This is a genomic window from Sunxiuqinia dokdonensis (assembly GCF_001270965.1).
Classification (GTDB): Bacteria; Bacteroidota; Bacteroidia; order Bacteroidales; family Prolixibacteraceae; genus Sunxiuqinia; species Sunxiuqinia dokdonensis.
Genome location: NZ_LGIA01000014.1, coordinates 1 through 14,130, shown reverse-complemented (window position 1 = coordinate 14,130; position 14,130 = coordinate 1). Strand labels below are relative to the sequence as shown.

The 14,130-nt window shown below is 48.7% G+C and carries 13 protein-coding genes; 4 read left to right on the top strand and 9 right to left on the bottom strand.

Going from position 1 to position 14,130, the window contains the following annotated elements; genetic code table 11:
• Positions 1–64 precede the first annotated feature (64 nt).
• The 9 genes from NC99_RS01135 to NC99_RS01095 all read right to left on the bottom strand — a co-directional run bounded on the left by NC99_RS01135 (position 65) and on the right by NC99_RS01095 (position 6,476).
• Entirely contained in the window at positions 65–1,759 is a 1,695-nt protein-coding gene (locus tag NC99_RS01135; protein ID WP_053178994.1) for an FAD-dependent oxidoreductase, read from the bottom strand.
• Between the two features lie 27 nt (positions 1,760–1,786).
• The gene (locus NC99_RS01130; protein WP_053178992.1) at positions 1,787–2,572 is read right to left on the bottom strand and encodes an MBL fold metallo-hydrolase; all 786 of its coding nucleotides are present in this window, start codon (positions 2,570–2,572) and stop codon (positions 1,787–1,789) included.
• Positions 2,550–2,996, bottom strand: coding sequence for an acyl-CoA thioesterase (locus NC99_RS01125; protein ID WP_053178990.1), 447 nt, complete (start codon positions 2,994–2,996; stop codon positions 2,550–2,552). The genes NC99_RS01130 and NC99_RS01125 overlap by 23 nt, the downstream gene beginning before the upstream one ends.
• The gene (gene ribA, locus NC99_RS01120) at positions 2,989–3,633 is read right to left on the bottom strand and encodes a GTP cyclohydrolase II (RefSeq protein ID WP_053178988.1); all 645 of its coding nucleotides are present in this window, start codon (positions 3,631–3,633) and stop codon (positions 2,989–2,991) included. The genes NC99_RS01125 and ribA overlap by 8 nt, the downstream gene beginning before the upstream one ends.
• A gap of 35 nt (positions 3,634–3,668) precedes the next feature.
• Positions 3,669–4,553, bottom strand: a complete 885-nt coding sequence (locus NC99_RS01115; RefSeq protein WP_053178986.1) for an ATP-binding protein — start codon at positions 4,551–4,553, stop codon at positions 3,669–3,671.
• On the bottom strand, positions 4,531–5,406 hold the full coding sequence (locus NC99_RS01110) for a nucleotide-binding protein (RefSeq protein WP_053178984.1): 876 nt from the start codon (positions 5,404–5,406) through the stop codon (positions 4,531–4,533). Before NC99_RS01110 ends, NC99_RS01115 begins: the two co-directional genes overlap by 23 nt.
• A gap of 83 nt (positions 5,407–5,489) precedes the next feature.
• Positions 5,490–5,825, bottom strand: a complete 336-nt coding sequence (locus tag NC99_RS01105) for a NifB/NifX family molybdenum-iron cluster-binding protein (protein WP_053178981.1) — start codon at positions 5,823–5,825, stop codon at positions 5,490–5,492.
• An 83-nt stretch (positions 5,826–5,908) separates the two neighbouring features.
• On the bottom strand, positions 5,909–6,136 hold the full coding sequence (locus NC99_RS22630) for a DUF5320 domain-containing protein (protein WP_053178979.1): 228 nt from the start codon (positions 6,134–6,136) through the stop codon (positions 5,909–5,911).
• 16 nt (positions 6,137–6,152) lie between these two features.
• Entirely contained in the window at positions 6,153–6,476 is a 324-nt protein-coding gene (locus NC99_RS01095; protein ID WP_053178977.1) for a NifB/NifX family molybdenum-iron cluster-binding protein, read from the bottom strand.
• 228 nt (positions 6,477–6,704) lie between these two features.
• Between NC99_RS01095 and NC99_RS01090 the strand changes: the two genes are divergently transcribed.
• The 4 genes from NC99_RS01090 (at position 6,705) to NC99_RS01075 (ending at position 13,891) form a co-directional block, all read left to right on the top strand.
• Complete coding sequence (locus tag NC99_RS01090; RefSeq protein WP_157624336.1) at positions 6,705–7,889, top strand: sensor histidine kinase; 1,185 nt, start codon at positions 6,705–6,707, stop codon at positions 7,887–7,889.
• A 225-nt stretch (positions 7,890–8,114) separates the two neighbouring features.
• Positions 8,115–11,111: a PAS domain-containing protein gene (locus NC99_RS01085; RefSeq protein WP_082326244.1), complete on the top strand. Its 2,997-nt coding sequence runs from the start codon at positions 8,115–8,117 to the stop codon at positions 11,109–11,111.
• The gene (locus tag NC99_RS01080; RefSeq protein ID WP_053178971.1) at positions 11,108–13,315 is read left to right on the top strand and encodes a transporter substrate-binding domain-containing protein; all 2,208 of its coding nucleotides are present in this window, start codon (positions 11,108–11,110) and stop codon (positions 13,313–13,315) included. The genes NC99_RS01085 and NC99_RS01080 overlap by 4 nt, the downstream gene beginning before the upstream one ends.
• 132 nt (positions 13,316–13,447) lie before the next feature.
• Positions 13,448–13,891 carry a response regulator gene (locus tag NC99_RS01075; RefSeq protein ID WP_053178969.1) on the top strand — a complete coding sequence of 148 codons (444 nt, stop codon included), beginning with the start codon at positions 13,448–13,450 and terminating at the stop codon, positions 13,889–13,891.
• Positions 13,892–14,130: the final 239 nt, after the last annotated feature.

Genomic DNA, 14,130 nt, shown 5'->3' with positions numbered 1-14,130 from the left:
CACCTGCCACTGAAGCAAGATCGCAAATGATTTTTTGAATAGAACATTAGTTCCCAAAAAAGGTTCACTTTTCTTTTTCAAAAGGCCAACCGGCAATACCACCTTCCATCACTTTTACCTTGGTATAACCATGGGCCTTGATCAGTACCGCAGCTTCGTAGCCTCGCAGCGATATTTTACAGAATGTGATGATCTCCTTGTTTTTATCTTTCGGCAGTTCATCCATTCGCGAGCGCAGCCACCCGATGGGAATCAGGGTTTCGCCAATTCCCAGCCGGGTTTCCGCAAATTCATCTGCACCGCGGGTATCCAAAAGAAAAATGTCCTCGCCACGATCTACTTTTTCCTTGACTTCGAGGGCTGAAATACCTTCAAACAAGCCGTTCATTTTATTTTGCATGATATGTGCCGAAGCGATGCTGTGGTCGATGGCCAGTGAAAAAGGCGGCGCATAAGGCAGGTCTGCATTCAGCATATCATCCACCGTCAAATTTCCTTTGATGGCCGTTGCCCAAATGGCAAGTTGTTTGGCGACATCACCAGGCCCCAGACATTGTGCGCCGAGGATTCTCCGGCTGTTTTTGTCGGCAAGAAGTTTGGTAATCAGCAGTTTGCCATCCATGAATCCGGGTTTGTCGGGGCTGGCATTCACGATTTTTACATACTCCAGACCGGCTTCTTCGGCTTTCTCCTCCGAGAGGCCAGTGATGCCAACCCCCCAATCGAAAAGTTTGCAAATGCCGGTTTGTATGGTTCCGGGAAAGGAGGCCACATTCCCTTTGATACAATTTTCGCCAGCCACGCGGCCTTCCAGGTTGGCCAGGTCGCCGTAGGGCGCCAGCACTTTTTTGCCGGAAATCAGGTTGGTGATTTCGCAGCAGTCGCCGGCGGCATAAATATCGGGATCGCTCGTTTGCATATGCTCGTTCACCGTAATACCGCCGAGATCACCGATTTCCAGTCCTGCCGCCCGGGCCAGTTCAATATTGGGGCGAACGCCAATGGCAACAACCGCGAGCTGGCAGGGGATTTCACTTCCATCCTGCAATCTCACGGCCACCAGTTTGCCATTCTCTCCAATAAATTCAGCCACACCATTTTGGGTAACCACCTGTGCTTTCGACTTCAGATAGTTTTCAACGAGCTTGGCTAACTTCCAATCCAAAAACATGAGTAGTTGCGGCAACAACTCAATCAGGGTGAGCTCAATTCCAGCCAGGTGAAGGGCTTCCATAGTTTCAATGCCAATCAGTCCGCCACCAATCACCACCGCCTTTTTGATTTCTCCATCATCGCGGATTTTTCGTAGGTAGTCGGCATCCTGCATCGATTGCAAGGTGGTGATTCCTTTTAGCTCAATGCCAGGAATTGGGGGTTTATTGGCTGTTGCTCCGGTGGCAATAATCAGCTTGTCGTAGGGCTGGCTTCCCGTTTCGCCGGTAACCAGATTTTTAAAGTCCACCTGCTTATTTTTCCGGTCAATTTTGGTCACTTCGGTATTGGTTCGGGCCACAATGCCTTTGGCATTCCAGTAAAATACAGGGTCGCGCACCACGCCGGTGGGGGTACACAGCAGTTTGTTGCGGTCGTCGAAAAAGCCACCTACGAAATACGGGAAGCCACACGAAGCCATTGACAGGTCGGGACCTTTCTGAAACATCGTGATTTCTGCAAACTCATTCATGCGGCGGGCGCGTGCCGCGGCTTTGGGGCCGGCAGCCGACCCACCTATGACAATAATTCTTGGTTGATTTTCCATGGTTCTGAATTTTATATGACGTGTTTTTTATTCGAAATGAAGGATTTGTCCTGTTTTTAATTGTCGGGTGCCAAAGTTGACATGAAACGCGGCCAGCGCCGGCAGTTCGGTGCAGTGAGACGGAACAAGGTTTCGGACTTTTTCGTTTTGAAAATACCGAATGGTCTGCTGGGTTTGCTCATCGTCGTGTTTCAGATGAAAACCACCAATGACGGAGTCGATGGACTGTACGCCGGTTACCTGTTTGGCCTGTTCGCAAATATTGCAAATTCCGGAGTGGGCGCAACCCGACAGGATGATCAACTTTTGCTTGAGAACGATAGCCAGGGCGGAGTCGTCGGGAACAAAATCGTCATCGCCAAATTCATCTGTAAAACTTGTGTTTTGAGCTTCAAAATCCGTGATTCGGGGAATTTCGCCCAGAAAGAACAGCCGCTCTGAAATGCGGTAAGGCGTGGTGCTGGTGATGAGTGAATATTTTTTATTGATGTGCTGCCGCGTCAGGGCCAGTCCGACCGATGAGCCGTCAGCTTTTCGGTAGCGTTTCATGAAAGCGGCGGGATGGGTGATCAGGGGTTTGGAATGCAGGTGGCGCAAGCCGTTTCCATGGTCCCAATGGCCATGGCTAAGCACGATCAGTCCGACTGTTTTTTGCAGATCGATTCCAAGTTGCCGGGCATTTTTCAGAAACACGTCGGTCGGGCCGGTGTCGAACAGGATGGTGTGCCCATCGAACTGAATCAGGTACGAAAGCCCATGCTCGGCCAGGAAGTGCCCGCCAGCGCTGTTTTCAGTGAGGATGGTGAGTTTCATGTTTTGTTGGTTTAAAGTATTGATCGAGTGCATTAATAATCAATTGGGGAGCTTTCATCGGCTTGCGGCTTGTTTTATCAACAAAGACGACCGTTGAATCGGCTGAGCATAGCAGCACGTCCTGTTCATTTCGGATTTCAAACTGAAACACGAATCGGGTGGTGGGCTTGTCGACGATCCTGGTCTTGATGGTTAGCAGTTCGTCGTAGCCGGCGGGTTTCAGGTAGCGCAGGTTCATCCGGATAACAGGCAGCAGAATATTGTGTCCGTCCAGGGACTGGTCATCAATGCCGAGTTTCCGGAGCAGCTCGGTGCGCGCCTGGTGGCAGTAGCTCACGTAGTTGGCGTGATACACATAGCCCATTTGATCCACTTCTCCGTAGCGCGGACGCAGCCTGAAAGTCGCTTCCAATGGATTACTCATGATTTTCAAAATTAAGTTGCCCAAGCAAATGGCCCATCCGTTTTTCCTTGGTTTGTAAGTAGAAAGCGTTGTGTGGATTGGGTTCTGTCAGTAGCGGGATGCAGCATGCCACGTTTATTCCATATTTTTCAAGGCCGGATTTTTTGTTGGGATTGTTCGTGAGCAGTTTCACCTGGCTGATGTTGAGCTGGCGAAGGATTTCTGCTGCGGCACGGTAGTCCCGCTCATCCGCCTGGTGCCCCAGTTGCAGGTTGGCATCCACGGTGTCGACACCCTGCTCCTGCAGTTTGTAGGCTTTCATTTTCTGCATCAACCCAATTCCCCGGCCTTCCTGTTGCAAATAAATCAACACACCGCGGCCTTCCTGCTCAATGGCTTGCAACGCCCGGTGCAGTTGTTCACCGCAGTCGCAGCGCATGGAGCCAAACAAATCGCCGGTAGCACAGGCCGAATGAATCCGAAGCAACACGGACTTTTTATTTTCCACCGGCCCTTTAGTCAAGGCAATGTGCTCTTTGCCGGTCGCGATTTCCATAAATGGAAGGAGCTCGAAGCTGCCATAAATCGTGGGCAGCTGGACTCGTTCGCCTGTTTCCAGCAGATGGGGTGCGTTTGGCCTGTTCTGAAATTCAAACATCTTTATTTGTTTTTACCCCGGGAAGGTCGATCTTGTCAAAAGGATTTTGCTTGTTCATGTTGCAGGAGTTTGTTCCAGATTCTTTTTATTGCATTGCTGATCGTGGAGTCCGGTGCCCAGTTGGTTACACTTTCGCAGTTCACCATGGCATCAACCACAGCGCGGTCGAAAGGTAATTGACCGATCACCGGTATTTGCACGGAGCGGCACCAATTGACAATGGCATCGCTCAGAGCGTCATTCAGATCATATTTGTTGATGACAACATACGTTTGCACGCGAAAGTGCTGTGTCAGTTCAACGATTCGTTTCAGGTCGTGCACGCCCGACAGGCTTGGCTCGGCAACCAGCAGCACTTTGTCGACACCTGTGAGCGATGAAATGACCGGGCAGCCAATTCCCGGAGGGCCATCAATCAGGATGATGTCGGACTGAATTTCAAAGGCAGTTTCGCGTGCCTGGTCACGGACAATGTTGACCAGCTTTCCGGAGTTGTCTTCCCCGGGGGCCAGCCGGGCATGAATCATTTTACCATTGGCGATATCGCCGACAAACCAACGGCTTTTGTCGTGGCTGACCATGTGGATGGCATTTTCAGGGCAAACCCGGTCACATAGCTGGCATCCGTCGCAGGCCGTTTCTATTATCCGGTGAATTCCGCCCTTGTTGCTAATGGCCTCAAAGCGGCAATAACTCAGGCAGATTCCGCAGTTGGTACAACGGTCTGGATCGATCACGGCCTTTTGTCCCGATACGTACACTTCTTCGCGGTAGTCCTTTGGGTTGAGCACCAAATGCAGGTTGGCAGCATCCACATCGCAGTCAGCCGCCACAATTTTTGCAGCGAGCGTGGCCAGCGCAGCACTCAAACTCGATTTTCCGGTTCCTCCCTTCCCGCTAAGTATAGCTATTTCGATCATACTGAAGGTGTTTTTTGATGCGACTAAATAGCTGTAGAAAATGTTTGTGATAGTTGGGCATGTTGTCTGTGATTAGTTTGCCCTCCGAATAGCTTTTGGCAATGCGGGGGTCAAACGGAATTTCGTCGAGGAGCAGCAGCTTGTTTTTTGCAATGAAATCGTAAACCCGATGATCCCCCAAGCCGGCCCGGTTGACAATGATTCCGAAGGATTTATCCAACTGCTGCAGGATTTCAACCGACAACTTCAAATCATTTAATCCAAATGGCGTGGGCTCGGTCACCAGCACCATAAAGTCGGCTGCACTTACCGTTGCGATGAACGGACAGGAAGTTCCGGGAGGTGCATCTACAATAGCCAGCTGACGATGATGGGAGCTTTTCATGACTTCCTTAATGAGTGGAACCGAGGAGTAAACACCAATTTCAATGCGTCCTTCAATGAGTGAAGAACCATTGTTTACGGCGTACGTCCGGATGGTTCCGGTTGTTTTCGATTTCCATGAAATGGCCCCGGCCGGGCAGGCGTATTCGCAGGCCCCGCAGTCGTGGCAAAGGTCCTCAACAACTTGAATATGGCGCAATTTGGGCAGGACAACAATCGCATTGTAGTGGCAATACGCCTCGCACTTGCCACAGAAAGTACAGGCTTCTTTGTCGATTACCGGAATGTTTTGGGTGACGGACTTCTGTGAAATTAAATCAGCGTGAATGAATTGCAAGGCATTGGGCTCTTCCGCGTCGCAATCAATCAAATCAACCGCAAAGCCTGATTTCTGGATGACATTGAACAGGTTGGTTGAGACCAGTGTTTTTCCGGTCCCGCCTTTTCCGCTTGCAACTGCTATTTTCATTTGTTTCCGATCTAATTTGTTATCGTCCGTTTTTTCCCGGATGCCTGCACTTTGTGGGGCGATCCGCGCAGGAGCCGATTTCGTTAATGATCACAGTTGTTTAAACCAGCTTGCAGCGCTCCGTTCAGCCAGTCTGCAACGAGTTCATCCGGGGTTTTGGCTTCGACCCCAACCGTAAGCTCGATATGCTGCTGATTAAACAGCTGAATGGCTTTCTGGCCAATGCCGGCGGCAATCACATGAGTCACTGCTTGTTCGCCGAGCCACTTGGGAATCAGCCCGGGCTCGTGTGGCGGAGGTGTTAAATACTCGGTTTGAAGCACGGTGTTGTTTTCAACCCGAATGATTGCAAATTGCTGACAGTGTCCAAAATGGGTGCACAGCTGACCATTTTCAATTGGTATGGCAAATTTTTTCATCTTGTATCGTTTATCTTGTTTTTACTATAAAACAACTGGTAGCCTTAAGGACCATTTGGCTACCAGTTTCAACCCCTCGCAAATCAGCTCCTGTTTCGAAAACCACGTCCCGAAGCTGTTCTGCGTCTCAACCCGCTTTTCAACCCAAAAAAATCACTCATGTTCTTTTCTGCTTGGTTTTCGGGAGTGTTGGCATCCCGTGTTTCCTGTTTTTGGTTCGATCGGTTGGGGCTTGCGTCGTTGCAGCGGCCTTTTCCTCGTCCGGTTCGCGGTCCTTCTCCCCGTGGCCCCCTTCTGTTAAATCCTGGCATGATGACACCTCCTTTTTTATTTGTTGATGGCCATTAAATCCAATACTTCCTGTATCGACTTTTCAGGCCCGTTGAGCATGATCATTTGAATGTTCAAATCTTCCAGAATGCTTTTGGCTTTTCCGCCAAACTCGCCGGAAATGATTTGTGTGACGCCCTGTTTGGCAATCAGCTGAACCGCAGCCGGGCCGGCGCCTTCGGCTGCTTCTTTATTGGGGTTCTTAATAAATTTGGTTTGGTTTTCATCCATATCGTAAACGGCGAAATAGGAGCATCGTCCAAACCGACTGTCAACTTTTGAGTTGAGGGAGTTTCCTGTTGCTGTAATGGCAATCTTCATTTTTCCTGGCTTTAAAAGTAAGTTTTACGGTGTAAATTTAGTGCACAAAAGTGCAAAATAAAAATAAAACCAGATATTTTTTTCCTGCCCGCTGCGAAGGGCCAATTGGCGGTATTTTTTATTGATTTTTAATCTTTGATAACACGTAATTTTATAGTTTGCAATCTCGAAAAAGTACCTAACTTGTTGGCTTTTCAAAGACTGGAATTAGAAAACAATCAATCGCCCATGAAAACAGCATACAAAGATCAAACACGTGAACAACTGATTGAGCAGCTTGAAAAGAAGGATCGCTTACTGGAAGCCTGGACCCGGGAGCGGGAAGATGAAGAGACTTTGAAGTTTGCCTGGGCTGGCAATTTGGGACATTGGTACTGGGATGTTCAAGCCAATCAGGTCACTTTTAATCCGCTGAAAGCGATGAATCTGGGCTATGCGAAGTCGGATATTCCGGAAAACTGCGATTACCAGTTTTTTACAGACAAGCTACATCCGGACGATTATGAACCGGTGATGCAGAATATGCGCGATCATTTGTATGGAAAGACGCCGGCTTATGAGGTAGAGTACCGGATTCAGGCCAAAACAGGAGAATGGAAATGGTGCTATGACCGGGGAACAGTGACAAAGCGTGATCCGGCAGGCAAGCCCTTGTTCCTGGCGGGTATTGTTTTCGATATCTCTGAAAGAAAAGCCATGCAGGAAAAACAGCAAGTTTTGATCCGGTCATTATCGCAGCAGATGCGAACGCATGAAAATTTCTTTTCCATTCTGCTACACGATCTTCGAACGCCTCTATCCAATGTAATCGGCTTTGCAGAATTGCTATCCGAAGGGAGTAAAGAAGGTGATGATCCGCATTCAGTGGTGGAATTTGCTGACATCATTTTGAAAGCAGCCAACCAGGCGTTCGAGATCACAGCCAGTTTGATAGAATGGGGCAAAGCCAAAACACTGGCTGTTGACAACAAACAGCACATTGCTCTCCGCGAGCTGGTCTTCGAAGTGTTTCACGAGTTTGACGCCATGCTGGTAGCTAAGAACATAACGGCGGCCAACGAAGTACCGGCAGCTGCAAGTGTTCTGACTAACAAGGCTGTTTTGAAAATCGCGCTTCGAAATTTCGTGTCCAATGCCTTGAAATATTCCTTTTCGGGGAAGGCCATTCGGATAAGCTATGAAAACGAAATGCTTTCAATTATTGATGAAGGTTTGGGTATGACAAAGAACCAGCTGGATTCATTGTTCACCGCTACTGCGGGTTCGACCCGGGGCACAAACAACGAAAAGGGCAATGGAATTGGCTTGGTACTGGTTCATGAGCTACTTGCCAAAACCAATATTGACCTTTCAATAAAAAGTGCGGTGAATCGGGGAACAACGGTAACGCTGCAATTTCGAAATGGAGCATAAGGGCAGAACATTCATGGCGCGATTGGATTTATTTTAAATATCGTGTTCATTTATAGTTATATAACATAAATGCTGTTTTTGATTTTTTCTATTTTAGAGAACTCAAACCAATGGTTTTGTCCTAAAGGTGAATGTTGAATTGTGATTGAATGAATGTTTTTCTTGGGACAGCCTGCTGACGAACAAAGCGTTGCGAAGCGCCCGTAACCCAATAAAACCTGAACTATGAGTTTGGACAAATCGCCCGGTAGGATTATAAACATGCGAGAGCTGAAAGCAAAGCTTCGGGCTTTCTTAACTCGGAATAATCACGATTGGTCAGAAAAACAGTTGGATGACTTAGTGGAAGAACTTCGTTTTTGCCATGCCGACTTAGAGAAATCGGAACAAAATCTTCAGGAGCGGATCAAAGAATTAACCTGTCTTTACCAACTTTTCAGGCTCACGGGGCAGGTAAACTTACCGCTTGATGAACTGATGCAGCAAGTGGTAAACCTGATACCACCAGCCTGGCAGTATCCGGAGATAACCTGTGCCCGGCTGATTTTTGACGCAAAGACATATCATACGCATAAATTTGAGGAAAGCGCTTGGTCGCAGGCGGTTGACATTTGGGTTGACGGCCAGCAAAAGGGAACCCTGGAGGTTTTTTATCTGGAAAAAGAACCAGAAACAGACGAAGGCCCTTTTCTGAAAGAAGAGCGAAGTTTGCTGGATGCGATAGGAGCCCAACTGTCCGCGTATTTCGAGCGCAGGCAGGCCGAAGACCGAATCAGAATAAAAGAAGAAAAACTGCGAATTACACTCCAGTCGATTGGTGACGCGGTGATTGCTACCGACGTAAATGGCTTGGTTGTCAGGATGAACCCCGTTGCCGAACAGCTCACCGGATGGAAGTTAACCGAAGCAAAAGGCCGACCCCTCGATGAAGTGTTCCGGATTGAAAATGCAGAAACCGGTTTGCCGGCCGAAAATCCGGTTGCCAAGGTGCTGGCAACTGGTCAGATTGTGGGCCTGGCGAACCACACCAAGCGTACTTCGAAAAATGGCAAAGAATACCAGATCTCTGATTCGGGTTCGCCGATTGTTGACGATGGCGGAAAAATCAGTGGCGTGGTGCTTGTCTTTCGCGATGTGACGGAAGAATACCAGCTACATCAAGCTTTGCGCGAGAGCGAAACAGGTTTTCGACTGATGTTTGAAAACAACCCGCAACCCATGTGGATTTATGATTTGGAAACGCTGGCTTTTTTAAAGGTGAATCAGGCTGCCTTGAGCCACTATGGCTATTCGGAAGCAGAATTCTACAAAATGACCATCAAAGATATTAGGCCCGAAGCCGACCTTGACCGACTGAACGAGAATTTGCAGCAGGAAGGGCAGATTATGGAAAGGTCGGGGCAATGGCGTCATTTGAAGAAAGACGGCTCGCTGATTGATGTGGAGATCAGCTCACATAGTGTGGTCTACAATAAGCGGCCGGCACGGCATGTGTTGATTTTGGATGTTACCGATCGCGTGGGAATGGAGAGGCGGATTAGGGAAAGCGAGCAGGTGCTGCGCGAGAACGAAGAACGCTTCCGAGCGATCGTGGAAGGTGCACCCGACCCTATTTTTATTCAAAGCCAGATGAATTTTGCCTACCTAAACCCTGCAGCCTGCCGGTTTTTCAGGATCAATTCACGCGATGAATTAATTGGGAAACCGGTGATGGAGCGTTTTCATCCAGAATATCATGCAAAGATTAAGACTCGCATCGCACGGCTGAATGCCGGACAACCGGTTGAGGAGTTGTTTGAACAGCGCTTCATCCGGATGGACGGCACCGAAGTTTGGGGTGAAACCGCCGGAGATCCAATTGTTTATGAAGGGATAGCTTCGGCCTTGGTTTTTGTAAGGGATATTTCGCAACGCAAGGCATCTGAGCAAGCGCTGCGCGAAAGTGAAGCGCGCTGGCAATTTGCGCTTGAGGGTGCTGGCGATGGCATTTGGGACTGGAACTTGCAGTCAGACGAGATTTTCTTTTCTGACCAATGGAAACGCATGCTGGGTTATGAGCCGGACGAGGTTCCCAATGAGTTTATGGAGTGGCAAACGCGCGTTCATCCCGATGATTTGGACCAGGCCTTGAAGGATGTGCAGAAACATATCGATGGTGAAACGGAAGTTTATCTGAATGAGCATCGTTTGCGGGGTAAAGACGGGAGCTACCGATGGGTATTGGATCGTGGAAAAATCATTTCGCACGACGAGCAGGGTAAGCCATTGCGCTTTGTGGGAATTCATTCCGACATTACGGAACGCAAAGAAGCCGAACATCGCCTGCAAATTACCCAGTTCGGCATTGACCATGCGCAGGTTGGTATTTACCAGGTTGAAGAAGATGGAACCATCACTTATGCCAATCACTACGCGGCCAAAACGCTGGGCTACTCCATGGAAGAATTACTTGGAAAATCGCTCTTCGACATTGCGCCTCCTTTTGATCCGGAAAGCTTTCATCAGCACCGGCTTGCAACCAAGGCCAAGGGCAGCAATACCATCATTTCGCGGCACAAAAGAAAGGACGGAACTGAGTTTCCGGTTGAAGTCACGGTCAATTACTTTCAGTACAAAGACCAAACCTTGTCGTTCTCTTTTGTAAAAGATATTACCGAACGCCAACGAGCGGAGGAAGCCCTGAAGGAAAGCGAAGCGAACTACCGCATGTTGGTTGAAAATCAAACAGACATCGTTGTGAAGGTTGATTTGGAGGGGCGCTTTTTGTTTGTCAGCCCATCGTATTGTAAAATGTTTGGGAAAACCGAGGACGAGTTGATCGGAAAAACCTTTATGCCCTTGGTTCACCCGGACGATCAGGAACAGACGGCCGAGGCGATGAAATCGCTTTTCTATCCTCCGCACCGGGCATTTATGGAACAGCGCGCCCTTACGCAACAGGGCTGGGTATGGTTGGCCTGGAGCGATACGGCTGTGATTAATGATGAGGGGAAGGTCAGCGCCATTATTGGTGTTGGGCGCGACATCACGGAACGCAAGCTGGCCGAAACCGATTTGCGCGAATTGAAAGAACAACTGGAGGTGCAGGTCGATGAAAAAACCAAGGAGCTGCGCGAACGGATTCAGGAACTACAGCGCTTCCATGATGCCACGATCGAACGCGAATTCAGAATAAAAGAGTTACGCGACGAGATTGCAGCACTTAAAGGAAAGAGATTATGAAGTACAATCAATTGAATTATTTTTCAGTGCTGGTTTGCTTGCTGCTGGTAACCATTGGGAATACACAAGCCGACATTCCCGTCGTGGACGATCCCGTAGGGCCTGTCATTTTGCTTGGTTCCGAAGCAGATTATCCTCCTTACTGCTCGTTGGATGAAGCTGGTCAGCCAACCGGGTTCTCCGTCGAGCTGTTTGCCGCCGTTGCCGATGCCGCCAACCTGGAGCTGGAAATTAAAATAGGACCGTGGCTGGCGCTGAAGGAATACCTGGCCAAAGGAATCGTTGATGCCCTGCCAATTGTTGCCAAGACCCCGGAACGTGAAATCCGCTACGATTTTACGATCCCGTACCTCCAATTGCAAACAGCCATTTTCGTCCGAAAGGGAACAAACGATATTCATACTTTGGATGATTTGAAAGAGAAAGAAATCCTAGTGATGAAAGGTGATATCAACGAGGAGCTTGCAATGCAGTTGGAGCTTTCCAACTTTGTTTCGACCACCACCACTTTTGACGAGGCGTTTTTAAAGCTGGCGGCGGGCGAAGCGGATGCCGTGATTGCACACCGCATCATTGGTCTGCAAATTATCGATCGGCTGGGGCTCAAGGGCATTGCTATGCTCGATGGTAAGTTGATTCAAACTCGCCATGAGTTTTGTTTCGCGGTGACAAAAGGCAACGATGCTTTGCTGGCCAGTTTGAATGAAGGATTAGCCATTGTCATGGCCGACGGAACATACAGTGAAATATACAAGAAATGGTTTGGCCCGGTGATTAAAGAGGAGCTTTCCAGGGCAGATATTTTAAGAATCGCGCTTTGGCTTTTTTTGCCGCTGGGTGCGATTTTATCTTTTTTCTGGATCATTGCGCTTCGCAGGGAAGTGAAAAGGCGCACCCGCCACCTGAATGAAGAGATCGAGGAGCATAAACAAACCTGGGAAGAGCTTCAGACACAGCAGGTGCAGCTCAAGCGGAGGGAAGCACAAATTCACCTGCTACTCAACTCGACTGCGGAAGGAATTTATGGCATTGACCGTGAAGGGAACTGTACCTTCATCAATAAGTCGGCACTCGAAGTGCTGGGTTTCGAAGACCGAAGCCAGGTCATCGGGAAGAATATGCACCAGTTGATTCATCACACCAAGCCGGATGGTTCGCCCTACGGAGCCGGCGAATGCGAAATACACCGGGCTTTCCGAACCGGAGAGGGCATGCACAATGACGATGATGTGCTTTGGCGTGCCGATGGAACCAGCTTTCCGGCAGAATACTACTCGTATCCCATTCGGGAAAATGATGAAACAACTGGAGTGGTGGTGACCTTCTGGAATATCACCGAACAAAAGAAAGCCAAAGAAGAATTACTTAGACTCAAGCGAAACCTCGAAATTGAAGTGGCCCAGCGTACAGCCGAGCTGGAAGAAAAAGTCCGCAAGCTGGATAAAAGTCAACAAGCTATGCTGTATATGGTAGAAGACTTAAACGAGGTGACCGCCAAGATGAAAGAAGAACGCCGGAAATTGGAACTGTCCAACCAAGAGCTGGACGCCTTTACCTATTCGGTATCGCACGACCTGCGGGCTCCTCTGCGTGCGATTAATGGTTATTCCGATTTTCTGCTGAAAGATTATGGCGACAAGTTGGACGAAGAAGGAAAGCGCTTTCTGGATGTTATCAGAAACAACGCGACCAAAATGGATCGCCTGATTACCGATATGTTGAACCTGTCGCGGATTTCGCGCGCCGAGATGCGGATGACGACGGTCGATCTGGGGCGGGTAGCGGAAACGATTTTTCGCGAAGTAGCCACCGAAGAAGAGCAAAGCCATTTCGAATTTGAAATGGAGCCATTGCCCGCCGCATTTTGCGACTATGCCTTGATCAAGCAGGTGTGGATCAACCTAATTAGCAACGCCTTAAAATATAGCGGCAAGTCAGCCGTTAAAAAAATACAGATAGGCTCGCGGGCCGAGGAAAACGAACTGGTCTTTTTTGTGAAGGACTTTGGAGCCGGATTCAATCCAAAATACAAGGATAAACTGTTTGGCGTTTTCCAAAGGCTGCACCGTGACGACGAATTCAAAGGAACCGGCGTGGGCCTGGCCATTGTTCAACGAATTATACACCGGCATGGCGGTCGGGTGTGGGCCGAAGCGGAACTGGATCAAGGCGCCACTTTTTATTTTTCTCTTTTGAAAAATTAACGCCTGGCTTTGTCCCGATCAGTGAAAGTGCCTGACGATTTGCACGGCGCGTGCTGATTGAATAATCATCAGGAAAAGACAAAATGAAACAGACTTAAAACCAGAACAAAATCAAACTAAAAAGAAAACCCAATGGAACACCTGACCGAAGTAGAAATCTTGATTGTGGAAGACAATCCGCATGATGCCGAAATGGCTCTGCGGGCATTAAAGGAAAACAAGCTGACCAACAAAGTTTTGGTGGTGCACGATGGAGAAGAAGCGCTGGACTTTGTTTTTGCCCGGGGGGCATTTGCCGACCGGCCAAAAACATCGCGCCCAAAAATCATTCTGCTCGACCTGAAGTTACCCAAGGTAGATGGCCTCGAAGTGTTGGAAGAAATCAAAAGCAATCCGGTGACCAAAGTGATTCCGGTCATTATGCTGACTTCCTCCAAGGAAGAATCGGACCTGGTGAAAAGCTACGAGCTTGGCGTGAACAGTTATATTGTGAAACCGGTGGATTTTGACAAGTTTGTCGATGCGATCCGCGAACTTGGCTTTTATTGGTTGCTGCTCAATCAGCAAAAAATTTGACTTGAGGCCCGAGCCTGAGCTGTTTGCCGGAGAACACGGCCAAGGTTTTTGTTTCGGGATAGTTTTTTATTTTTGAGAAAATTTTGGGGGTATGGATACAACAAAAACCTTGCGAATTCTTTACGCGGAAGATTCGCCGGATGATGCGGAGTTGGTGGCGAGGGAGCTTAGAAAGTCATTTCCGGAGACAACTTTTGAAGTCGTGGATACGCGGGAGGAGTTTACGCATGCCCTCCAGA